The sequence below is a fragment of the Candidatus Skiveiella danica genome, assembly GCF_022705245.1.
In the GTDB taxonomy this organism is placed as follows: domain Bacteria; phylum Pseudomonadota; class Gammaproteobacteria; order Burkholderiales; family Burkholderiaceae_C; genus Skiveiella; species Skiveiella danica.
Genome location: NZ_JAKJEW010000009.1, coordinates 1 through 21697, shown reverse-complemented (window position 1 = coordinate 21697; position 21697 = coordinate 1). Strand labels below are relative to the sequence as shown.

The window sequence follows — 21697 nt, the reverse complement described above, 5'->3', positions numbered from 1 at the left end:
TTCGCGCCTTCCCCCTTCTCTCGCCTCGCTGCGCGATGCGGGAAGGGGGACGCCGCCAGCGCGGCGGGGCGGCCCTTGCGCGGCGGCCCTGGCCGGGGTCGCGCAATGTTCTTGCGCCTCGGGTACCGCGAAGGCGGAATGAAAGACAGATCAATATGTTTCCAGGAGACACCCCATGAAAATCGCGATCATCGGCGCCGGCCCGGCCGGCCTGACCTTTGCTGCGCTGATGAAGCGTCAGGATCCGCGCCACGAGATCACCCTGTACGAGCGCGGCCCGCGCCACGCCACCTGGGGCTTCGGCGTGGTGTTTTCCGACCGCGCGCTGGAGTTCCTGCGCGCCGACGACGAGGAGCTCTACCAGACCGTCACGCCGCACATGGAGACCTGGCCGCACCTGACCATCCAGGTCAACGACACGCGCATCCCCATCACCGGCAACGGTTTTTCCGCCACCGGCCGGCTGGAGCTGCTGACCCTGCTCTACGCCTATGTGGAGCGCCTGGGCGTGCGCATCGAGTTCGAGCACGACATCGCATCCCTGGACGAGGTGCAGGACGCCGACCTGATCGTCGGCGCCAACGGGGCGTTCTCCTGGGTGCGCACGGAAAACGAAGACCAGTTCGGCACCACCACCGACTGGCGGCCGAACCGCTTTATCTGGTACGGCACCAGCCAGGTGTTCGACAGCCTGTCACTGACGTTCCGCGACACACCGCAGGGCGTGTTCTGCGCCCACCACTACCGCTACAGCCCCACCATGAGCACCTTCCTGGTGGAGGTGGAAGACGCCACCTGGCAGCGCGCCGGCTTCGAGACGATGAGCCCTGAGGACACCATCCGCCACTGCGAGCAGGTGTTCGCCCAGGACCTGGGCGGCCACCCCATCCTGTCGAACAATTCCTACTGGCGCCAGTTCCCCGCGATCTGGAATCAACGCTGGAGCGTCGGCAAGGTCGTGCTGATGGGTGATGCGCTGCGCACCGCGCATTTCTCCATCGGCTCTGGCACCCGCCTGGCCATGGAAGACGCGGTGGCGCTGGCCAAGGCCTTCCGTGAACACGGCAGCGACGTGCCGGCGGCGCTGGCCGCCTACCAGGCGCTGCGCCTGCCGCCGATGAAGAAGATCTGGGACGCCGCCAACGTCAGCCTGCGCTGGTACGAGCACATGGACGAGCGCATGAAAGCGCTCACGCCCGTGGAATTTGCCTACGACTACATGACCCGAACCGGCCGCGTCAGCCACGCGGAGATGAAGCGGCGCGACCCGGGCCTGGCCGAAGCCTATGAGCAGCTGCATCCCGAGGTGCTGACGGGTTGAAGGGCATTGCCGGGCGTACATCGCGCTGAAGGGGCCGAAAAGGTGCCCACAACCGCCTTCAAGCGCCAATTCTTCAATGTTTTCGGCCTCCCCCCATCGCCGGCCGGCCACAAGGCGCTCCTGATTCAGGAGTGATTTTTCGACCACCGGCAGCACCAGGTTGGCCGGCTCGCGCTATCCTGCGGCCGATTGCCCCCCAAGCTTCTGATCATGACGCCCAACAGTCTCCTGCGCCGGCTCGCTCCCCTGGCCCTGGCCGCACTGCTGGCTGCGTGCGGCACACGCCCCGTTGCACCGCCCACGCCAGCACCGGTCGTCTCGCGGGTCAGCGAGGAACAGGCGCAGCACGTCACCATCACCGCGCTAGGGCTGGTGGGCACACCCTACCGGTATGGCGGCAACACGCCGCAGGGTGGCTTCGACTGCAGCGGGCTGATCGCCTGGGTGTACCGCACCGAGGCCGGCCTGCAGGCACCGCGCACCGTGGCCGCACTGCAAGGCTGGGGGCAGCCCCTGCCAGCCGACCAACTGCGCTCGGGTGACCTGGTGCTGTTCGGCAACGGCGGGCCGCCCACGCACGCGGGCATCTATGTGGGCGAAGGCCGCTTCGTCCATGCCCCCTCCACCGGCGGCCAGGTGCGCATGGACCGGCTTGACGCCAGACACTGGGCCCGCCAGAAACTGAGCTACCGGCGGCCCTGAGGCCCTGCGCAGGGCCCGAATTAGGTCCACAGCCCTAATATTTGCTGCAGTGCAACATTTCTTGAGCACATCCTCGGGTTTTCCCTTATCATTCGTCTCATGTTGCACTGCAGCATAAATAGCGGGACGCAGCTTTATCTGAGCAGGCACCCGATCCGCCCCATCACTTAAGGAACTTGAAATGAAAAACACCGCTGAACAATTCGCCGCCACCAACAAAGCCAACCTGCAAGCCCTGCAAGGTTTCACCGCCCAGGCCTTTTCCGGCCTCGAGAAGCTGGTCGAGCTGAACCTCGCCGCCTCGAAGGCTGTGATGGAAGAGTCCTTCGGCCACGCCCAGGCTGTCTTGGCCGCCAAGGACGCCAAGGAGCTGCTGGCCCTGCAAACCGGCCTGGTCAAGCCCATGGCTGACAAGTCCACCGCCTACGCCCAGCACGTTCAGGCCATCATGACCGGCAGCACCGCCGACTTCACCAAGGCCATGGAAGCCAAGGCAGCGGAAGCCCAGAAAGCCTTCACCGGCGCGCTGGACAACCTGACCAAGAACGCGCCTGCCGGCAGCGAGAGCGCCGTGGCCGCCTTCAAGAACGCGCTGACCGCCAGCCAGACCGCTCTGGAAACGGCCCAGGTGCAAGCCAAGAAGGCCATGGAAACCGCGCAGACGAGCTTCAATGCCGCCGCCACCCAAGCCGCCGACGCCATCAAGAAGGCGACGACGGTCTGAAGACGGTCAGGCGGCCTTCGGGCCGACTGAAAGGAAACGGCACCCTTGGGTGCCGTTTTTTTTGACCACGCACCGCCCGCATTTGCTACCCTCGGCGAAACAACGACTCCCGGGGGACGCATGAATTTGCGCAGCATCCTTTCTGCCGCCGGCGTGCTCGGCGCGGCATTCGGCGCGCAGGCGCTCTCCATCACCAGCCTGACGCCTCAGGGCGAGGTGGCGCAGGTGCGCCAGGTGGTGGCGAAGTTCGATGCTTCGGCGGTCAACTTCGGAGATCCGAAGGCCCCCGCACCCTTCAGCCTGAGCTGCAGCGATGCCCAGGCCACCGCCGGCAATGGCCGCTGGATCAGCGACCGGGAGTGGGCCTTCCAGTTCGCCCAGGACCTGCCGCCCGGCGTGCGCTGCACGCTGCAGCCGCGCGCCGACTTCAAGTCGCCCAAGGGCGAGCCCCTGAGTGCCGCGGCCACCTACACATTCAATACCGGCGGGCCCTTTGTGCAACACATCCGTCCGGGCACCTATCAGCGCATCGAGGAGGAGCAGCACTTCCTGCTGCAACTCAACGGGGCGGCCACGCCGCAGAGCGTGATGGCCAACGTCTGGTGCGCGCTGGACGGCCTGGGCGAGCGCGTGCCGGTGCGCCTCATCGACGGCGCGGCGCGCACCGCGTTGCTGGCGTCTCAGGGGCTGGAGAAGGCGGCGGCCAAAGACTCGTTGCGTTACGTTGCACTCGCATGCGCCCGGCGCTTCACGCCCGCCTCGAAGGTGCAACTGGTCTTTGGAAAGGGCGTGGCGACGCCCGGCGGCGTGCCCAATTCGGTGGAAAAGCGCTTTACCTTCACGGTGCGCGAGCCGTTTTCGGTGAGTTTCAACTGCGAGCGCGAGAACGCGCAGGCCGCCTGCCTGCCGATCCGTCCGATGCGTCTGGCCTTCAACGCCCCGGTGGCGCGCAAGCTGGCCGAGGCGATTCGCCTGAAGTCGGCCAGTGAGAGCTTCAAGCCGACCTTCGACCGCGACGATGCCGAGGGCGACGCATTGGTCAGCGGGGTGAGCTTCAAAGGGGTGCTACCGGAGAAGTCCGCCTTCACCGTCGAACTGCCGCCCGGCTTCCAGGACGCCAGCGGGCGCGCTGCGGCCAACGCAGCCAGCTTCCCGCTGAAGGTGGCGACCGGCGTGATGCCGCCGCTGGCCAAGTTCGCTGCCGCACCTTTTGGCATCGTGGAACGCTTTGCCGAGCCGGACGCCAAAGGCGACACCCCGGCGCTGCTGCCGGTGACGCTGCGCAACGTCGAGCCGGCGCTGAAGATCAGCGGTTTGACGCCCGGCGGCAAGGTCAGCGACCTGCAGCCGAAGACCGACGCCGACATCATGGCCTGGTTCCGCAAGGTGCAGCGCTACAACGACTTCACGGTGCCGCGCAGCCAGGCCGCCGCCGACGTCAAGGGCCCGCTGCCGCGCGCGCTGGACCCGAACGAAAGCGACCAGGTGCAGTCGCGCATGGTGTCGCTGCTGGCCGGCCAGGCCGGCGTGAAGACGCTGGACCTGCCGAAGCCGGCGGGCAGCGACCCTCGCCCGCTTGAGGTGATTGGCATTCCGCTGGCCGCAGGCTTTCACGTGGTCGAGATCGCTTCGCCGATGCTGGGTGCCGCGCTGCTCGACGAGCGCCACGGCAGCCCGCGCACGATGGTCGTGCGCACCTCGGCGCTGGTCACCAACCTGGGCGTGCATTTCAAGCTGGGCCGCGAAAACGCGATGGCCTGGGTGACGACGCTGGACAAGGGCCAGCCGGTGGCGGGCGCTACGGTGCGGGTGTCGGACTGCAACGGCAAGCTGCTGGCCAGCGCCACGACCAGCGCGCAGGGCATCGCCGAATTCAAGGGTCTGTCGCCCCAACCGCCCGCGTGCGCAGGTTCGGACGAGCAGACCAACGCCTATTTCGTCAGCGCCAGGGCCAGCGTGAGCGCACCGGGCAGCGCAGCGCGCGTGGACGACCTGGCCTTCACCTGGAGCCACTGGCAGCGCGGCATCGAGCCCTGGCGCTTCAACGTGCCCACCAGCCAGGACCCCGCGCCCGACCAGCGCGCCCACACCGTGATGGACCGTACGCTGCTGCGCGCCGGCGAGACGGTGTCGATGAAGCACCTGCTGCGACTGGAGACCTCGCGCGGCTTTGGCATCCCCGAGCGCCCTGAGGCCTGGCCGGCCACGCTGGTCATCACCCACCAGGGCAGCGGCCAGCAAACCACGCAGCCCCTGAGTTGGCGCAAGACCGCCACCGGGGGTTTGAGCGCGGCCAGCAGCTTTCAGGTGCCGCCAGCGGCGCGCCTGGGCGTGTACGACGTGGAACTGCGCGCCGCGGGCGATCAGGGCCGCAGCTTTTCCAGTGGCCAGTTCCGCGTCGAGGAATTCCGCCTGCCGGTGTTCGAGGGCCGTGTCACGCCCAGCGGCAAGGCCGCGCTGGTGAACGTGAAAACCGTACCGGCGGACGTGCAGGTGAACTACGTAGCCGGCGGGCCGGCCGCCAACCTGCCGGTGCGGGTGTCGGCGCTGGTGCGCGGCAAGGCGCTGAGCTTCCCGGACTTCGAGGCCTTCAGCTTCCAGCCGCCGCGCGGCAACCGGGAGACCGGCAGCGAAGGCGAGGAAGAAGCCAGCGCGATGCAGGACACCCGCGTGATCGCCGACAAGCTGCCCCTCACGCTGGACCGCAACGGCGCCGGCAAGCTCACCATCGAGCCCGTGCCGCCCGCGACCCAGCCGCGCGAGCTGTTGCTGGAGGCCACCTACGCCGACCCGAATGGCGAGGTGCAGACGCTGCGCAGCACCTCCACCCTGTGGCCGGCTGGCGTGATCGCCGGCATCAAGACCGAGGGCTGGGTGTCCAGCGGGCAGCAGATCCGCTTCCAGGCGCTGGCGCTGGACCTGACCGGCAAGCCGCAGGCTGGTGTGGCGCTCGATGTGAAGGCCGTGGCGCGCATCACCACCACCAGTCGCAAGCGTCTCGTCGGCGGCTTCTACACCTACGACAACAAGACCGACACCAAAGACCTGGGCAGCGTCTGCAGCGGAAAGAGCGACGACCGCGGCCTGCTGCTGTGCGACACCAGGCTCGGCGAGCCGGGCGAGGTGGAACTGGTCGTGACCGCGAAAGACGCCCAGGGCAACAGCATCCAGGCGGCCAGCTCGGTCTACATCACGCGCCAGGGCGAACTGTGGTTCGGTGGCGAAAACCACGACCGCATGGACCTGCTGCCCGAGAAGAAGAGCTACCAGCCCGGCGAGACCGCCAAGTTCCAGGTGCGCATGCCGTTCCGCTTTGCGACCGCGCTGGTGGCGGTAGAGCGCGAAGGCATCCTCTCGACCCAGGTGGTGCAACTCAACGGCCAGGACCCGACGGTCCAGCTCAAGGTGCAGGAAGGCTGGGGCCCGAACGTCTTTGTCAGCGTGCTGGCCCTGCGCGGGCGGCTGCGCGAGGTGCCGTGGTACAGCTTCTTCACCTGGGGCTTCAAGGCGCCGCGTGAATGGTGGACCGCCTTCTGGTACGAGGGGCGGGAGTATGTGGCCCCCACCGCGCTGGTGGACCTGAGCAAGCCCGCCTTCCGACTCGGCCTGGCGGAAATCCGAGTGGGCACCCAGGCACACCAGATCAACGTGAGCGTCGCCGCCGACAAGCCAACCTACCCCGTGCGCGGCACGGCCAAAGTCACCATCACCGGGAAGTTGCCCAACGGACAGCCCGCAGCCGGCGCCGAGGTGGCGGTGGCCGCGGTGGACCAGGCGCTGCTGGAGCTGATGCCCAACACCAGCTGGAACCTGCTCGACGCCATGCTGCAGCGCCGCAGCTGGGGCGTGGAGACCTCCACCGCCCAGATGGAAATCATCGGCCGGCGGCACTACGGCCGCAAGGCCGTTCCAGCAGGCGGCGGTGGCGGCAAGAGCGGCGCGCGCGAGCTGCTCGACACCCTGCTGTTGTGGAACCCGGCCGTGGTGCTGGACGTCAACGGCCAGGCCGTGGTGAACGTGCCACTCAATGACGCGCTGACCACCTTCCGCATCGTCGCCGTCGCCGACGCCGCCGCCGGCCTGTTCGGCACCGGGCAGACCACGATCCAGACCACGCAGGACCTGCAGCTCATCAGCGGGCTGCCGCCGCTGGTGCGCGAGGGCGACGCCTTCCGAGCCCAGTTCACGCTGCGCAACACCACCAAACAGGCGATGAAGGTGGTGGTGACGCCGCGTGCCACGCTGCTGGAACTGCCCATTCAGAACGTCGAGATTCCCGCCGGTGAAGCCCGCGAAGTTGCCTGGAACGTCACCGCGCCCGCACAACTGGCCTTCACGCGGGCTGAGGCCCTGCTGTGGGAGGTCGAGGCGAAAGACAGCGTGAGCGGCGCACGCGACGCACTCAAGGCGCACCAGCGGCTGATCCCCGCCGTGCCGCTGACCGTGCAGCAGGCCACACTGGTGCAGATCGACGGCCCGTTCAGCCTGCCCGTGGCGCCGCCGGCCGATGGTCTGGCCACGAACGGCACCATCCGGGGCGGCCTCAAGCTCGCCCTGCAACCCAAACTGGCCGAGGGCCTGCCCGGCGTGCGCGACTGGTTTGCCCGCTACCCCTTCGCCTGCCTGGAGCAGAAGACCAGCAAGTCCATCGGGCTGCGCGACGGCAAGCTGTGGCAGGGCGTGCTCGCGCAGATTCCGACCTACCTCGATGCCGACGGCCTGGCCAGCTACTTCCCGCCGCGCGAGGGCGAGGGCGCGCGCGGCAGCGACATCCTCACGGCCTACCTGCTGGCCGCCACGCATGAAGCCGCCAGCCTGAACCCGGCCTTCGCCCTGAGCGACGAGGTGCGCGCCCCGATGGAGCGCGGCCTGACCGCGTTTGTCGAAGGCCGCATCCAGCGCAACTTCTGGTCGCCGCAGAAAGACCTCGACGTGCGCAAGCTCGCCGCCATCGAGGCGCTGTCGCGCTACGGCAAGGCGCAGGGGCGGCTGCTGGGCAGCCTCACCCTCGCGCCCAACCAGTGGCCCACCAGCGCGGTGATCGACTGGATCAACATCCTCAAGCGCGTGAGCGACGTGCCGCAGCGCGAGCAGCGGCTGGCAGAGGCCACGCAGATCCTGAAGTCGCGCCTGAGCTGGCAGGGCACCAAAGTGACCTTCAGCACCGAGCAGAGCGACCACTGGTGGTGGCTGATGACCAACGGCGACGTCAACACCGCCCGCCTGATGCTCGCCGTGATGGACGACCCGGCCTGGAAGGACGACATGGGCCGCCTGGCCAACGGTTTCATCGCGCGCCAGCAGCGCGGCGCCTGGCACACCACCACGGCCAACCTCTGGGGCGGCCTCGCACTGGAGAAGTTCTCCGCCAAATTTGAGGCCACCCCGGTGGCGGGCGTCACCCGCGCTACCCTGGCCGCGGCCACCGCCAGTGTCGATTGGGCGAAGGTGGAGCGGATCAAGACCACCGATGCCAGCGGCGCTCCGAACCAGACCACGGCGTTCGGCGCGCCCGCCTCACCCGGCACCCTGCGCGGCAACACGATGTGGCTGCCCTGGGGCAAGACGCCACCTGAGACCCTCAGTGTCACGCACCAGGGCACCGGCAAGCCCTGGCTCACGCTGCAGTCGCTGGCCGCCGTCGAGCTGAAGGCGCCCTTCAACGCCGGCTACCAGATCACCCGCAGCGTCACGCCCGTCGAGCAGGCCGTGCCCGGCAAGCTCACGCGCGGCGACGTGCTGCGCGTGACGCTGGAGGTCAACGCCAGCGCCGACATGACCTGGGTCGTCATCACCGACCCGGTGCCCGGCGGCGCCACCATCCTGGGCAGCGGCCTGGGCCGCGACTCGCAGATCGCCACCCAGGGCGAAAAGCGCGAAGGCTGGGCCTGGCCCGCCTTCGAAGAGCGCAGCTTCGAGGCCTTCCGCAGCTACTACGAAGTCCTGCCCAAAGGCGTGGTGAAGATGCAGTACACCGTGCGCCTGAACAACGTCGGCGACTTCGCCCTGCCGCCGACGCGCGTGGAGGCGATGTACGCCCCCGAGATGTTCGGCGAGGCGCCGAATGCGCGGGTGAAGGTCGAGGCGGCGAAGTGACCCAGCCTGCCCGGCACACGTTGGTTGCTCTGCTCTTGATAGCAGGCTATGACCATTCTGCGCTGGGAATGCCCACTTTTGACGAGGTAAAGGCCGATTTCCGGCCCTCGGACACGCTGATTCTCGACCGCCACGGCGAGGTGGTGCAGCGCGTGCGCACCGACCCCCATGTGCGCCGGGGCCCCTGGGTGGCGCTGGCGGAAGTGTCGCCGGCCCTGCGCACGGCGCTGGTGCTCAGCGAGGACCAGCGGTTTTACGAGCACAGCGGGGTGGACTGGCGGGCGGTGTCCAGTGCGGCCTGGGGCAACCTGTGGAACACGCGCACGCGCGGCGCCTCCACCCTGACGATGCAGCTGGCCGGGCTGCTCGATGCGCCCGACGCCGCCTTCAGCCTGCGCGCCGGGCCCGGCGGTCGCAGCGTGGCGCAGAAGCTCGGCCAGGCCGTCACAGCGACCCAGCTGGAGACCCGCTGGCGCAAGGACCAGATCCTGGAAAGCTACCTGAACCTGGTGCCGTTTCGCGGCGAGATCGTCGGCATCGACGCGCTCAGCCGCACGCTCTTTGGCAAGGCCGCGCACGGGCTGGACGAGCGCGAGGCGGCCGTGGCGGCGGCCCTGGTGCGCGCGCCCAACGCGGCACCCGCCCGCGTGGCGCAGCGGGCCTGTGGCGTGCTGCAGGCGATGAATCCCGCACCCGCCACGCCGCCCGCGAACACAACCAAAAAGGCGGCCCCGCCGGTGTCGGCCCCGCCCGCGCGCCCGCCCGCCGCCGATTGCGACGGGCTGGACCTGTTCGTCACCGGCGCGCTGCAGCGGCGCGCCTGGCCGGCCAGCGAAGGCATCGCGCCGCATCTGGCGCGCCGCCTGCTGGCCACCGGCGGGCCCGCGCCGCCCACGCGCGTGAACGCCACCGTGAACGCCACCGTGGACGCCACCCTGCAGCGTTTCGCCCTGCAGATCCTGCAGCGCCACCTGCGCGAACTGCGCGGGCGCAACGTGGAAGACGGCGCCGTCGTGGTGCTGGACAACGCCAGCGGCGAGGTGCTGGCCTGGGTGGGCTCCTCCGGCGAGCTGTCCGATGCGGCCGAGGTGGACGGCGTGCTGGCGCCGCGCCAGCCGGGCTCCACGCTCAAGCCATTTCTCTACGCGCAGGCCATCGCCGAGCTGCGCCTGACTGCCGCCTCGCTGCTGGACGACGCGCCCACGCAGATCCCCACCGCCGGTGGCCTGTACATCCCGCAGAACTACGACCGCCAGTTCAAGGGCTGGGTGTCGGTGCGCACCGCGCTGGGCGCCTCGCTCAACGTACCGGCGGTGCGCACGCTGGTGATGGTCTCGCCCGAGGCCTTCGCGCGCCAGCTGCGCGCCGTGGGCCTGCCCCTGCGCGAGACCGGCGAATACTACGGCTACAGCCTGGCCTTGGGCAGCGCCGAGCTGCCGCTGCTGGCGCTGACCAACGCCTACCGCACGCTGGCCAACGGCGGGCGCTTCAGCGAGGTGGCCATCCGCCCGCCGCCCAGCCCTGCCAAAGGCCCGGCTGCCGCGCCCGCCAGGCCGGCGCTGGACCCGCGCGCGGCCTTCATCGTCGGCGACATCCTGTCGGACCCCAACGCGCGCGCGCGCACCTTCGGCACCGACAGCGTGCTCGCCACGCGCTTCTGGACAGCGGTGAAAACCGGCACCAGCAAGGACATGCGCGACAACTGGGCGCTGGGTTGGTCGCAGCGCTACACCGTGGGCGTGTGGGTGGGCAACGCCAGCGGCGCGGCCATGCATGATGTCAGCGGCACCAGCGGCGCCGCGCCGATCTGGGCCGCGGTGATGCAGCAGCTGCACGCCCGCACGCCCAGCCGCGCGCCGCTGCCGCCACCCGGCCTCACCACGCAGCGCGTGCGCTTCGGCGCGCAGCTCGAAGCCGCGCGCAGCGAGTGGTTCCTGCCGGGCACGGCACAGGAAAGCTTCGCTATCAACTCCATAGCTGACAATGACCCATCGACGCTGGGAAGAGGCCAAAAAAGCTTGAAAACTGTGAAAACCGGTCCTGCGCAGGCCACCCGGATCACCGCACCGGCCGATGGCACCATCCTGGCGCTGGACCCGGACATTCCCCCGACCCGTCAGCGCGTGCGCTTCACGGCCGATGCCCCGGGCGCGCGCTGGCTGATGGACGGCCAACCGCTGGGCTCGGGCGCCACGGTGCCCTGGATGCCCTGGCCGGGACGCCACCGCGTGACGCTGGTCAATGCCGCCGGCCAGCAGCTGGACGAGATCCGGCTGGAGGTGCGTGGCGCGGGCGTGCGCGCCGTCGCCTACAAATAATTTCAAACCGCCGCCGCGCGCTTTCATGCCGCTTGCAGCGGCGTGCCGCTACCATGCGGTCAGCGCCTAAGACGCCAAGAAACCATCCGCAGGAGACCCCTCATGACCGTCATCACCAACATCGAAGACCTGCGCGTGCTCGCGCACAAGCGCGTGCCGCGCATGTTCTACGACTATGTCGACACCGGCTCCTGGACCGAGGGCACGTACCGGGCGAACGAAGACGACTTCCAGAAGATCAAGTTCCGACAGCGAGTGGCCATCAACATGGACAACCGCACCACCCGCACCCAGCTGGTGGGCCAGGACGTGGCCATGCCGGTGGCGCTGGCACCCGTGGGCTCGACCGGCATGCAATGGGCCGACGGCGAGATCCTGGCGGCGCGCGCGGCCGGCAAGTTCGGCGTACCGTTCACCCTGTCGACGATGAGCATCTGCTCGATCGAGGACGTGGCGGCCAACAGCCCCTACCCGTTCTGGTTCCAGCTCTACGTGATGCGCGACCGCGCCTTCATCGAGCGCCTGATCGAGCGGGCCAAGGCCGCCAAGTGTTCGGCGCTGGTGCTGACACTGGACCTGCAGATCCTGGCGCAGCGCCACAAGGACCTGAAGAACGGCCTGTCGGTGCCGGTCAAGCCCACGCTGGCGTCGATCGCCAACCTGCTGACCAAGCCGAGCTGGTGCCTGGCCATGGCGGGCACCAAGCGCCGGCAGTTCGGCAACATCGTGGGTCACGTCAAAGGCGTGGACAACATGGGCTCGCTGTCGGAGTGGACGAGCCGCCAGTTCGACCCCACGCTGAACTGGGCTGACGTGGAGTGGATCAAGAAGCTCTGGGGCGGCAAGCTCATCCTCAAGGGCATCCAGGACGTGGAAGACGCCCGACTGGCCGTGGCCTCCGGCGCGGACGCGCTGATCGTGTCCAACCACGGCGGGCGCCAGCTCGACGGCGCGGAGAGCAGCATCCGCGCGCTGCCAGCCGTCGTGGACGCGGTGGGCTCGCAGATCGAGGTGCACATGGACGGCGGCGTGCGAAGCGGGCAGGATGTGCTGAAGGCCCGCGCGCTCGGCGCCAAGGGCGTCTATATCGGCCGGTCCTTCATCTATGGCCTGGGGGCGATGGGCGAGGCCGGCGTGACCAAGGCGCTGGAGATCATCCACAAGGAGCTGGATCTCAGCATGGCGTTGTGCGGGCGCACCGACATCAACACCATCGACAAGAGCATCCTGCTGCCAGGTACCCTGCCAGTCTGAACCGGATCGGGCCGTCACCGCGTCGGCGGAGACGCGCGGTCCCCGCCGCTCAGTGCCCGCCCGCCGCGCGCGGGGGCAGGGTCTTCAGGAAGGCATACAGGGCCGGCAGATCCACGTCGTCCATCTTCGAGAGGGATTCGAACGGCATGACCTGGATCGCTGTGCCGTCGGGCCGTTTGCCGGTGCGCATCATCGCGACAAACTGGGCTTCATCCTTGTAGCGCACCATCGCGCTGCCCTCGCCCGGCGTCAGGTTGGCAGCGGCGGGCCAGTCGGGCGGACCACCTGGAATCTTGCCGCCCGACAGGTGCTCGCCATGGCAACCGATGCACATGTTGGCGACGTAGGCGCCGTGCGCCGCCGTGACGCCCGCCGCCACGGGCTGGGCCGGCGCCAAGGTGTGGTTGATGCGCTGCGCGGCGTCGGGGATCACATCGAAGCCATACAGCACCCAGGCCGGCAGCGGAAGTTCGACCACCGCCTTGACCCCGCCCTTGACGGGCGCGAAGCCGCGCACATGGGCGACCAGAGCGGCCAGGTCAGCGTCGGTGAAGCGGTTGTAGTCTTCGCTGGGCATGATCATGGCGGGCCGGCCGTCGGGCTTGATGCCATGGCGCAGGGTGCGCACCCAGTCCACCGGCTGGTAGCGGGCCACCACACCGGCCGGGGTGATGTTGGGGCCGGCAATGTGCGTGCCCTTGCCATCGTTCAGGAAGGTTCGGCCGGTGCCGTCCAGACCGTGGCAATCCACGCAGCCACGCGACTCGTACAGGTATTTGCCACGCGCCAGCGCCTGCGCACCTTCTGCGTAGGGCACGGCCGTGACCGGCACGCTGATCACGCGCTGGCGCTTGCGTTCGGCCATTTGCTGGCCCACCACCGCGGCGCCCACGGCGGCGAGCGCCAGCACCACAACGGTACCCGAAGTCCATTTGATCCAGCGTTTCATGGCGTGTACTCCTCCGTCAAATGCCTCACACCCGCCAAAAAAAGGCGTTCCCAGCCGGACCCCGTCGGCCCCCACCAAGGCTAGCCGGCCGCGACCTCGATGTAATAACAACCCCAAGGGCACCCCGCAAACCGGTCCGGCAGCGGTTTCGCAGCCATGTCGGGAAAGCGGTCCGGCTCGTAGACCGCCCACAGAGGCCCGACGCCGCCCAGACTCATCGGTGCGCCATCGAGATGGGTGGCCATGATGAAGCCGTACTTGCGCGCGTCGGCCAGCGTCAGGGGGGCCACATAGCCATCAATGGCACGCATCATCAGGCGGGTGCCCTCGCCGGCGCGCGCGCCGCTGGCCTTGATCACGTCGGCGAGCAGCGGCCCCTTCAGGGAGTGGGGCTTGCCGTCATATTCCAGCGTGGGCTTGATGGTGACCGCCGGCAGCGCCGCGAGCGTCGCAAAGTCGAACACCTGGGCCTTTTCGAACGCGACCTTCTGCTTCACCATGAGCTGGTCCAGCGCCGGATTGACCGGCCCGCGGTTGCCCGTCCCGATCGCGCCCCCGATGGTCAGCAGCACAGGTCCGCGCGTGGCCTTGCCGCTTGTCTGGGCCTGGCTGGCGCCGGGCAGCGCCAAACCGGCCAGTGCGGCGGCGGACAGAAATTCACGTTTTTTCATTGGCAGGCTCCAGGGAAGAAAAGGGACATTGCGGTGCAGGGACGTGCCATTCTGGGGACGCAGGCTGGCCGCCGCTTCGGGGTTAACCCGCGGATCAGCCCGCGCCGGTGGTGCGTTCGGGCGCTGCGACGGGGACCGCGATGAGCGCAGCCAGCCGCGCGGCCCAGGCGGCATAGACCGATGGACCGGGATGAAACCCGTCTTGCGCCATGTGCGCCGGGTCCGCCGCGAGATCCAGCGATACCCAGGTGCAGCCTTCGGTGGCTGCGGCAAAGGCCTGCAGCGCCACGTTGTAGCGCCGTGCCTGCGCCCCCAGGTACGCCCGCAGCGGCTGTGGCAGCGCCGGGAAAAGATGCATCGGCGGCAAGGCCGACATCAGGATGCGCGGCGCGCCAAAGTCACGGCGCAGCACAGCGACCAGACGCGCCTGCTCCTCGATCCAGCGCTTCGGACTGCGCCCGCTGGTGACGTCGTTGACACCCAGTGAGGTCACCACCACATCAAAACGTTCTGCCGGCATTGACGCCAGTGTCTGCAAGGTGTCCGGCGTGGTCGCGCCAGTCTGCGCCACCAGCGTCCAGTCCAGCTCAAAGCACCGGCCCAGGCGAGCGCACAGCTGGCCGGACAGGGCATCGGCCTGCTCCGGCGCGCCCACGCCCGCCGCCGCGGAGTCGCCCAGGATCAGCAGCCGAAGGGGCGAGCCGGCGCCGTGTCGCCCCTCGCGCGGCCCCGGCGGCTCAGACAGGACCGGTGTGACCCGCCGCACATGCCGCCCCTGCAGCAACAGCAGCGGGCCCAGCAGGATCGTCGCGGCCAGGTGCTTCATGGTGGGGGTGGTCTCACTCGGATCTCATCTGAATCGATAGCGAACTAAGGCCTTCCGACGCTGGGAATGGCCTTCTTTCGCGACTATTTTCGCCGCTGCAGCGCCCTTGCGGTCCTGTGCCCCTTTGTCCATGCCCGAGACCGCTTCACCAGGCCACCCCTTTCGGCACCCGCGCCGGCGGGGCGCACAGGGATGAAATATGACATGCCTCAAGTGTTTGCACGAAAACCCGGCAAGGACACGCCAATATGACGATTTTGTTACATGATGGCGTATCGAGGCGCAGAGACCGGGTACGCGTCGCAGGCGAGTCGTTCGGTTCCATGCGCCCCTCAAACCCAGACCCGCAAACCCAGCGAAGGATTTCCCCATGTTCAGCAGTCTCATGCCGCAGCGCAAGGAGTTTTACGAACTGCTTGCCGCCCACTCGGACCGCGTGGTCGCCGGCGCCAATGCGACCTTGCGCCTGGTCAACAGCCTGGGTCTGGGTTCGCAAGACACGGCCGCGCTGGTCAGCGAGGTCAACACGAACGAAAAAAGCGCCGACAAGATCAAGGCCGAACTGATCACCCTGCTGCACAAGTCGTTCACCACGCCGATCAACCGCGACCAGATCCATACCCTGACGATCGAGCTCGACAACGTGGTCAACGCCCTGCAGGACGTGGCCAATGCGGTGGGCATGTACAGCATCAAGGAGTCCACGCCGGAGGCGCGTGAGCTGGCTTCATTGGGAGCGGACGCCTGCATGCGACTGAACCGCGCCGTGATGGCCCTGCCGCACAAGAACCGCAACGACGAAACCATCAACCTGTGCAAGGAGATCGACGCGATCGAATCGCAGGCCGACCGGGTGCAGCGCAAGGCCATCGGCCAGCTGTTCGAAGGCGCGTGCACGATCTGGTGGGCGATGAAGATGCGCGAGTTCTACTCCCTGCAGGAGGATGTGCTGGACCGCTGCGAGGACGCGGCCAAGACGATCGAAGAGATCCTCATCGAAAACACCTGACAGGACCGCCGCATGGAACACATCACCATCAGCCTCTGGTCCCTGGCGCTGCTGATCGCGGTGGCCCTGGCCTTCGACTTCATGAACGGCTTTCATGACGGTGCCAACTCGATCTCGACCATCGTCGCCACCGGTGCGCTGACGCCCAAGCAGGCCGTGCTGTTTGCCGCTTTCTTCAACTTCGCGGCGCTGTGGGTGTTCGAGCTCAAGGTGGCCGCGACCATCGGAAAGGGCACGGTGGACCCCGCGCTGGTGGACCACTTCGTGATCTTCGGCGCACTCATGGGCGCGCTGGCCTGGAACATCATCACCTGGTACTACGGCATCCCGTCCTCGTCGTCGCATGCGCTGGTCGGTGGCCTGGTGGGGGCCACTGTCGTCAAGGCCGGCGGCCTGACGCCGATCGTCTGGAGCGGCTTTGGCAAGATTCTGATCTTCATCATCATCTCGCCGCTGGTCGGTTTCCTGATCGGCGGCCTGCTGATGGTCGGGGTGGCCTGGGTGTTCCGCAACCGCTCGCCCTACCAGGCCGGCAAATGGTTCAAGAGTGGACAGCTCTTCGCCGCGGCCGCCTACAGCCTGGGCCACGGCGGCAACGACGCGCAGAAGACCATCGGCATCATCTGGCTGCTGCTGATCACGGCCGGTGCGTCCACCACCGACCTGAAGACCCTGCCCATGTGGGTGGTCTACGCCTGCTATGGCGCCATCGCCTGGGGCACCTACCTGGGCGGCTGGCGCATCGTCAAGACCATGGGCACGAAGATCACCCGGCTCAACTCGGTCAGCGGCTCCTGCGCGTCCATGGGCGGCGCGATCAGCCTGGGCCTGGCCACGCTGGGCGGCATTCCGGTGTCCACGACACACACCATCACCGGCGCCATTGTCGGCGTGGGTGCCGCGCAGGATGTGAAGGCGGTGCGCTGGGCCATCACCTTCAACCTGGTCGTGGCCTGGGTGCTGACGATTCCCGCCTCGGGCCTGATCGCCGCAATCTTCTGGTATGTCGGGCGCAGCTTCCTGTAGCCTTGGCATGCCAACGGTCGCCGAACGAACACCGCCCCACAGGAGACCCCGCCATGCTCAACAACGTGATGCCGCAGCGCGGCGCCTTCTTCAGCCTGCTGATTGCCCACACCGACCGGCTGGTGGCCGCCGCCAACGCCACCCTGCGCCTGATCACCGGCCTGGGCAACCCGCATGTGGACATTGCGGCCCTGATCGACGAGGTCAACCTGAACGAGACCAGCGCCGACGACCTCAAGGACCAGCTGATCCACCTGCTGTACGAATCGTTCACCACCCCGATCAACCGCGACCAGATCCACACCCTGACCATGGACCTGGACCGCGTGGTCGATTCGATCCAGAGCGTGGCCAACTCGATTGCCACGCACCACATCGCCGACTCCACCCCCCCAGGCCCGCGAGATGGCCTCGCTCGGCGCCGATGCCTGCATCCGGCTGCACCACGCCGTGCTGGCGCTGGAGGGGCGCGAGCGGGTACAGGAAATCGTGCGCCAGTGCCGGGAAGTCGATGACATCGAGTCGCGCGCGGCCGAGGTGATGCGCCAGGCCATCACGCAGCTGTTCGAAAAGGAGGGCGACGAAACCGCGGCCTGGCATGCGATGAAGATGCGCGGCTTCTACTTCATGCAGGAGGCGGTGCTGGACCACTGCAAACGCGCCGCCCGCACCCTGGAAGAGATTCTGCTGGAAAACGCCTGATGGACCGGATGGCCTGGCTGCCAGGGCTCGCCACGCTGCTGGACTACCGGCGCAGCTGGTTGGCCAATGACCTGGTGGCGGGTCTGGTGCTCACGGCGATCCTGGTGCCGGTCGGCATGGGCTATGCCGAGGCTTCGGGCCTGCCGGCGATCAACGGGCTGTACGCCACCATCCTTCCCCTCGTGGCCTACGCCGTGTTCGGACCCAGCCGCATCATGGTGCTGGGGCCGGACTCCACGATGGCGGCGGTGATTGCCGCGCTGATCGTGCCCCTGTCGGCGGGCGATCCGGCCCACGCCGTCGCCCTGGCCGGCGCGCTGGCGTTGCTCTCGGGGGCCTGCTCGCTGCTGATCGGCTTCGCCCGCCTGGGCCTGGTGGCCGACCTGCTGTCCAAGCCGATCCGCATCGGCTTCCTGAACGCCATCGCCCTCACGGTGCTGACCGGGCAGCTGCCCAAGGTGTTCGGTTTCTCCGTCAAGGGTGACGCCCTGCCCGACAAGGCCGTCGGACTGATCGAGGGCATTGCCGCCGGGCACACCCACCGCGTCGCGCTGGCCATCGGCGCCGGCAGCCTGGCGTTCATCCTGTTGCTCAAGCGCCACCGGCCCCGCTGGCCCGGCATCCTGCTGGCGGTGGTGCTGGCCACGCTGGTGTCCGGCCTGTTCGACCTCTCGGGGCGCACCGGCCTGCCGGTCCTCGGCGCCTTGCCGCAGGGCTTGCCCGAATTCCGCGTGCCGGTGGTCAGCATGGCGGAAATCCTGCGCCTGCTGCCCGGCGCACTCATCATTTCGCTGCTGTCCTTCGCCGACACCAGCGTGCTGTCGCGCGCCCTCGCGCAGCGAGGCGGCTATGCGGTCAGCCAGAACCAGGAAATGATTGCCCTGGGCGCGGCCAACATCGCCTCCGGCCTGTTCCAGGGTTTTTCGATCAGCGGCAGCGCCTCACGCACCCCGGTGGCCGAAGCCGCCGGCGCGCGCACGCAGCTGACCGGCCTGATTGGTGCCCTCGCCATCGCCCTGCTGCTGGTGTTGGCGCCGACCCTGCTGCAAAGCCTGCCCAGTGCCGTGCTGGGGGCCGTGGTGATCGCGGCCTGCCTGTCGTTTGCCGACCTGCGCGGCATGGCCGAGCTGTACCGGCTGCGCCGCGTGGAGTTCGGCCTGTCGCTGATCAGCTTTCTCGGCGTGGCCTTCGTCGGCGTGATCGAGGGCATCTTCATCGCCATCGCGCTGGCGCTGCTGGTGCTGGTCTGGAACACCTGGCACCCGCATTCGGCCATCCTGGCGCGGGTGGACGGTGCCAAGGGCTACCACGACATCAGCCGCCACCCGGAAGGCCGACAGGTGCCGGGCCTGGTGCTGTTCCGCTGGGACGCGCCCCTGTTCTTCGCCAACGCCGAGCTGTTTCGCGAACAGATCCTTGGTGCCGTCTCGGCGGCGCCCACCCCGACGCGGTGGGTGGTGGTGGCCGCCGACGCCATCACCGATGTCGACATCACGGGTGCCGACGTCCTGGTCAGGCTGCAGGGGGAGCTGGACGAACGCGGCATGGCGCTGCATTTCGCCGGCCTGAAGGGTCCGGTGAAGGACCGGCTGCGCCACTATGGCACGCTCGACCGCATCGGCCAGGACATCTTCAGCCCGACGGTGGGCAGCGCAGTGCACCTGTATCGGTCCCGCCACAACGTGGACTGGAAAGACTGGGACGAGGTCTGAGACCTGTCGCTCGGCGCGGGTCGGAAGGTCTGATTTTTATAGCAAACAATGACCATTTCACGCCGGGATCAGCCTGAAAAAGCTGAAATCCGGCGTTGGGGACCACTATTTGCCCGTCACCGCCGTGGCGAAAGCAGTCTGGGGCGGCACCATCCAGCCACCACCCATGGCCTTGTACAGATTGATCATGGCCTGCAGCAAGGACTCCTGGGATTGGGTCAGCGTCAGCTGGGCGTTGAACAGGCTGCGCTCGGCATCCACCACCTCCAGGTAGCTCGTGTAGCCGTTGTCGTAGCGCAGCCGGGCGGTGTCGGCATAAACTTTCAGCGACTCCACCTGCTGGCGCTGCGCGGCCAGCTGGGCCCGCGTGCGGTCCTGGCCGATCAGCGCATCATTGACGCTGCGGAAGGCGTCCTGGATGGCCTTCTGGTACCCGTACAGCGCCTGCTTCTGTTGCGCCTCGGCCACCTGGACCTGCCCGGCGAGCTGGCCTGCGGTGAACACGGGTGCATTGAGTGAAGCCCCGTATTGCCAGATCTTGGACGCGCCGCTGAACAGTTCGCTCAGGTTCCCGCTGGCCACGCCAAAGGCACCGGTCAGTGAGATGCTCGGGTAGTAGGCGGCCCTGGCCACCCCGATCTGGGCATTGGCCGCGATCAGCCGTTGCTCGGCCTCACGGAGATCGGGTCGGCGCTCCAGCAGGCTGGAAGGCAGGCCCGCCGGAACGACCGGCAGGACGAGCTGGTCGATGTTCTTGCCCCGGGTGATGGGGCCAGGGTCGCGCCCCACGAGCACGCTCAACGCGTTTTCCTGCTGCGCAATCTCTTTCTCGACCTTGGGGATGACAGCCAAGGCTTCATCGTACTGGGACTTGTTCTGGCTGAGTTCCAGCAGCGAGATGATGCCGCCGGCATACCGGTCCTGGAAGATCTTGTAGGACTCGCCGCGCGACTTGGCGGTGGCCTTGGCAATTTCCAGCTGCCGGTCGAGCCCGCGCAGGTTGCTGTAGCCCGCCGCGACGGCGGCCACCAGCGTCAGCACGACGCCTTGTTGGGCGTCCTTGCTGGCCATGAGCTGGGCCCGGGCCGCCTCGTTCTGGCGACGGATCTTTCCCCAGAGGTCGATTTCCCAGTTCACGCCCAGGACGGCATCGTAGGTGCTGTACGTTCGCTTGAACACATCGGCCCCCGACGGGCTGCCCAGTTGCCGGTTGCCATCGGCGCCCAATCCGACCTGCGGAAACAGCTGGGAGCGGCTGATACCCAGATAGCCTGCGTACTCCTCGATCCGGGCCGTGGCGATCAGGAGGTCCTTGTTGTCGCGCAGCGCGGTGGTGATCAACTCGTTGAGCACCGGGTCGTTGAACTGCTCCCACCAGCTGACGTTGGCCAGATCCCGCGCGCCCTGGTCGCTGATGCGCCAGGCCGTGGGCGTGTCGACCGGCGGGCGGACGTAGTCGGGGCCGGTCATGCACCCGCCCAACACCAGGAGTGCGGCCCCGGCGACCAGGGCATTCAGGGCGTTCTTACGCATGATCACCTCCCGAGGCCACACCCGGGGCGGCCGGCTTGTCGGCTGCCTTCTTGCCGCTGATCTTTTCCACGACATAAAAGGTCACCGGGATCATGAAGATCGCAATGCCCGTTGCCGCCAGCATCCCGCCGATGACGGCACCGCCCATGACCTGCCGCGAGATGGCGCCGGCGCCACTGGCCAGGGCGAGTGGCACACAGCCGAGGATGAAGGCGAAGGAGGTCATCAGAATCGGCCGCAGGCGCAGCTGCGCGCCCTTGAGCGTGGCCTCCGCCAGGGACAACTCGCCCTTTTCATACTCCATCTTGGCGAACTCGACGATCAGGATCGCGTTCTTGGCCGCCAGGCCGATCAGCATCACGAGCCCGATCTGCGCATAGACATTGAGCTCCTGCCCGCGCAACAGCAGCGCCGCAAACGCCCCGGCCACGGCAATCGGTGTGCCCAGCAGCACCGAGAAGGGCAAGGACCAGCTCTCGTACTGGGCGGCGAGGATCAGGAAGACGCACAAGAGCGAGAACGCAAAGATGGCCACCGGCGAGACGCCCTGGGCCGCCTTCTGTTCCTGGAAGGACATGCCCGAGTAGTCAAAGCCCATTTCGCTGGGCATGGTCTCGTGGAAGACCTCTTCCAGCGCGCGCATGACCTGGGCCGAACTGAAGCCCGGCGCCGCTGACGCATTGATCTGCGCACTGCGGTACAGGTTGAAGCGCATCGTGAACTCGGGGCCGGCAATGTTGCGGACCGACGTCAGCGCCGACAGCGGCACCGGCTGGCCGTCCTTGTTGCGCACGTAGAACTGGCCCACGTTCTGGATGTCAGTGCGGAACTCCCCTTCCGCCTGGATGTAGACC

General features: G+C 67.9%; 16 protein-coding genes. 11 read left to right on the top strand and 5 right to left on the bottom strand.

Features of this window, described 5'->3' with window-relative positions; all coding sequences use genetic code 11:
- Window positions 1-175: 175 nt before the first annotated feature.
- The 6 genes from ACMUOY_RS06955 to ACMUOY_RS06930 all read left to right on the top strand — a co-directional run bounded on the left by ACMUOY_RS06955 (window position 176) and on the right by ACMUOY_RS06930 (window position 12415).
- Window positions 176-1321: an FAD-dependent monooxygenase gene (locus ACMUOY_RS06955; RefSeq protein ID WP_413891972.1), complete on the top strand. Its 1146-nt coding sequence runs from the start codon at window positions 176-178 to the stop codon at window positions 1319-1321.
- A gap of 210 nt (window positions 1322-1531) precedes the next feature.
- Window positions 1532-2023: a C40 family peptidase gene (locus ACMUOY_RS06950; RefSeq protein WP_413891971.1), complete on the top strand. Its 492-nt coding sequence runs from the start codon at window positions 1532-1534 to the stop codon at window positions 2021-2023.
- 181 nt (window positions 2024-2204) lie between these two features.
- A complete protein-coding gene (locus ACMUOY_RS06945; RefSeq protein ID WP_413891970.1) occupies window positions 2205-2747 on the top strand; it encodes a phasin family protein in 543 nt (180 codons plus the stop codon).
- Window positions 2748-2867: 120 nt separating this feature from the next.
- The gene (locus ACMUOY_RS06940) at window positions 2868-8843 is read left to right on the top strand and encodes an alpha-2-macroglobulin family protein (RefSeq protein WP_413891969.1); all 5976 of its coding nucleotides are present in this window, start codon (window positions 2868-2870) and stop codon (window positions 8841-8843) included.
- A 68-nt stretch (window positions 8844-8911) separates the two neighbouring features.
- Complete coding sequence (locus ACMUOY_RS06935) at window positions 8912-11161, top strand: transglycosylase domain-containing protein (RefSeq protein WP_413891968.1); 2250 nt, start codon at window positions 8912-8914, stop codon at window positions 11159-11161.
- Between the two features lie 102 nt (window positions 11162-11263).
- Window positions 11264-12415 (top strand): L-lactate dehydrogenase, encoded by a 1152-nt coding sequence (locus ACMUOY_RS06930; RefSeq protein WP_413891967.1) that lies wholly within the window; start codon window positions 11264-11266, stop codon window positions 12413-12415.
- A 49-nt stretch (window positions 12416-12464) separates the two neighbouring features.
- Here ACMUOY_RS06930 and ACMUOY_RS06925 read toward each other — a convergent pair whose 3' ends face one another.
- From ACMUOY_RS06925 to ACMUOY_RS06915, 3 genes are all read right to left on the bottom strand, one after another.
- The gene (locus tag ACMUOY_RS06925; RefSeq protein ID WP_413891966.1) at window positions 12465-13364 is read right to left on the bottom strand and encodes a c-type cytochrome; all 900 of its coding nucleotides are present in this window, start codon (window positions 13362-13364) and stop codon (window positions 12465-12467) included.
- 80 nt (window positions 13365-13444) lie between these two features.
- A complete protein-coding gene (locus ACMUOY_RS06920; RefSeq protein WP_413891965.1) occupies window positions 13445-14035 on the bottom strand; it encodes a molybdopterin-dependent oxidoreductase in 591 nt (196 codons plus the stop codon).
- A gap of 94 nt (window positions 14036-14129) precedes the next feature.
- Entirely contained in the window at window positions 14130-14861 is a 732-nt protein-coding gene (locus tag ACMUOY_RS06915) for an SGNH/GDSL hydrolase family protein (protein WP_413891964.1), read from the bottom strand.
- A 370-nt stretch (window positions 14862-15231) separates the two neighbouring features.
- Between ACMUOY_RS06915 and ACMUOY_RS06910 the strand changes: the two genes are divergently transcribed.
- Genes ACMUOY_RS06910 through ACMUOY_RS06890 form a run of 5 tightly spaced genes read left to right on the top strand, consistent with a single transcriptional unit; the run spans window position 15232 to window position 19310 of the window.
- On the top strand, window positions 15232-15870 hold the full coding sequence (locus ACMUOY_RS06910; RefSeq protein WP_413891963.1) for a DUF47 domain-containing protein: 639 nt from the start codon (window positions 15232-15234) through the stop codon (window positions 15868-15870).
- 12 nt (window positions 15871-15882) lie between these two features.
- Window positions 15883-16896, top strand: a complete 1014-nt coding sequence (locus tag ACMUOY_RS06905) for an anion permease (RefSeq protein WP_413891962.1) — start codon at window positions 15883-15885, stop codon at window positions 16894-16896.
- 53 nt (window positions 16897-16949) lie between these two features.
- The gene (locus tag ACMUOY_RS06900; RefSeq protein ID WP_413891961.1) at window positions 16950-17411 is read left to right on the top strand and encodes a DUF47 domain-containing protein; all 462 of its coding nucleotides are present in this window, start codon (window positions 16950-16952) and stop codon (window positions 17409-17411) included.
- Window positions 17347-17598: a hypothetical protein gene (locus ACMUOY_RS06895; protein ID WP_413891960.1), complete on the top strand. Its 252-nt coding sequence runs from the start codon at window positions 17347-17349 to the stop codon at window positions 17596-17598. The genes ACMUOY_RS06900 and ACMUOY_RS06895 overlap by 65 nt, the downstream gene beginning before the upstream one ends.
- Window positions 17598-19310, top strand: coding sequence for a SulP family inorganic anion transporter (locus ACMUOY_RS06890; RefSeq protein WP_413891959.1), 1713 nt, complete (start codon window positions 17598-17600; stop codon window positions 19308-19310). Before ACMUOY_RS06895 ends, ACMUOY_RS06890 begins: the two co-directional genes overlap by 1 nt.
- A 105-nt stretch (window positions 19311-19415) precedes the next feature.
- Here ACMUOY_RS06890 and ACMUOY_RS06885 read toward each other — a convergent pair whose 3' ends face one another.
- Together ACMUOY_RS06885 and ACMUOY_RS06880 are read right to left on the bottom strand one after the other, a co-directional pair.
- Window positions 19416-20843 (bottom strand): efflux transporter outer membrane subunit, encoded by a 1428-nt coding sequence (locus tag ACMUOY_RS06885; protein ID WP_413891958.1) that lies wholly within the window; start codon window positions 20841-20843, stop codon window positions 19416-19418.
- The coding region (locus ACMUOY_RS06880) for an efflux RND transporter permease subunit (protein WP_413891957.1) at window positions 20836-21697 on the bottom strand (862 nt) is incomplete at its 5' end. The genes ACMUOY_RS06880 and ACMUOY_RS06885, both read right to left, overlap by 8 nt.

Excerpts from the sequence above, each read along its gene's own strand:
- ACMUOY_RS06955 (WP_413891972.1), top strand. The coding sequence starts at position 176 with ATGAAAATCGCGATCATCGGCGCCGGCCCGGCCGGCCTGACCTTTGCT.
- ACMUOY_RS06950 (WP_413891971.1), top strand. The coding sequence starts at position 1,532 with ATGACGCCCAACAGTCTCCTGCGCCGGCTCGCTCCCCTGGCCCTGGCC.
- ACMUOY_RS06945 (WP_413891970.1), top strand. The coding sequence starts at position 2,205 with ATGAAAAACACCGCTGAACAATTCGCCGCCACCAACAAAGCCAACCTG.
- ACMUOY_RS06940 (WP_413891969.1), top strand. The coding sequence starts at position 2,868 with ATGAATTTGCGCAGCATCCTTTCTGCCGCCGGCGTGCTCGGCGCGGCA.
- ACMUOY_RS06935 (WP_413891968.1), top strand. The coding sequence starts at position 8,912 with ATGCCCACTTTTGACGAGGTAAAGGCCGATTTCCGGCCCTCGGACACG.
- ACMUOY_RS06930 (WP_413891967.1), top strand. The coding sequence starts at position 11,264 with ATGACCGTCATCACCAACATCGAAGACCTGCGCGTGCTCGCGCACAAG.
- ACMUOY_RS06925 (WP_413891966.1), bottom strand. The coding sequence starts at position 13,364 with ATGAAACGCTGGATCAAATGGACTTCGGGTACCGTTGTGGTGCTGGCG.
- ACMUOY_RS06920 (WP_413891965.1), bottom strand. The coding sequence starts at position 14,035 with ATGAAAAAACGTGAATTTCTGTCCGCCGCCGCACTGGCCGGTTTGGCG.
- ACMUOY_RS06915 (WP_413891964.1), bottom strand. The coding sequence starts at position 14,861 with ATGAAGCACCTGGCCGCGACGATCCTGCTGGGCCCGCTGCTGTTGCTG.
- ACMUOY_RS06910 (WP_413891963.1), top strand. The coding sequence starts at position 15,232 with ATGTTCAGCAGTCTCATGCCGCAGCGCAAGGAGTTTTACGAACTGCTT.
- ACMUOY_RS06905 (WP_413891962.1), top strand. The coding sequence starts at position 15,883 with ATGGAACACATCACCATCAGCCTCTGGTCCCTGGCGCTGCTGATCGCG.
- ACMUOY_RS06900 (WP_413891961.1), top strand. The coding sequence starts at position 16,950 with ATGCTCAACAACGTGATGCCGCAGCGCGGCGCCTTCTTCAGCCTGCTG.
- ACMUOY_RS06890 (WP_413891959.1), top strand. The coding sequence starts at position 17,598 with ATGGACCGGATGGCCTGGCTGCCAGGGCTCGCCACGCTGCTGGACTAC.
- ACMUOY_RS06885 (WP_413891958.1), bottom strand. The coding sequence starts at position 20,843 with ATGCGTAAGAACGCCCTGAATGCCCTGGTCGCCGGGGCCGCACTCCTG.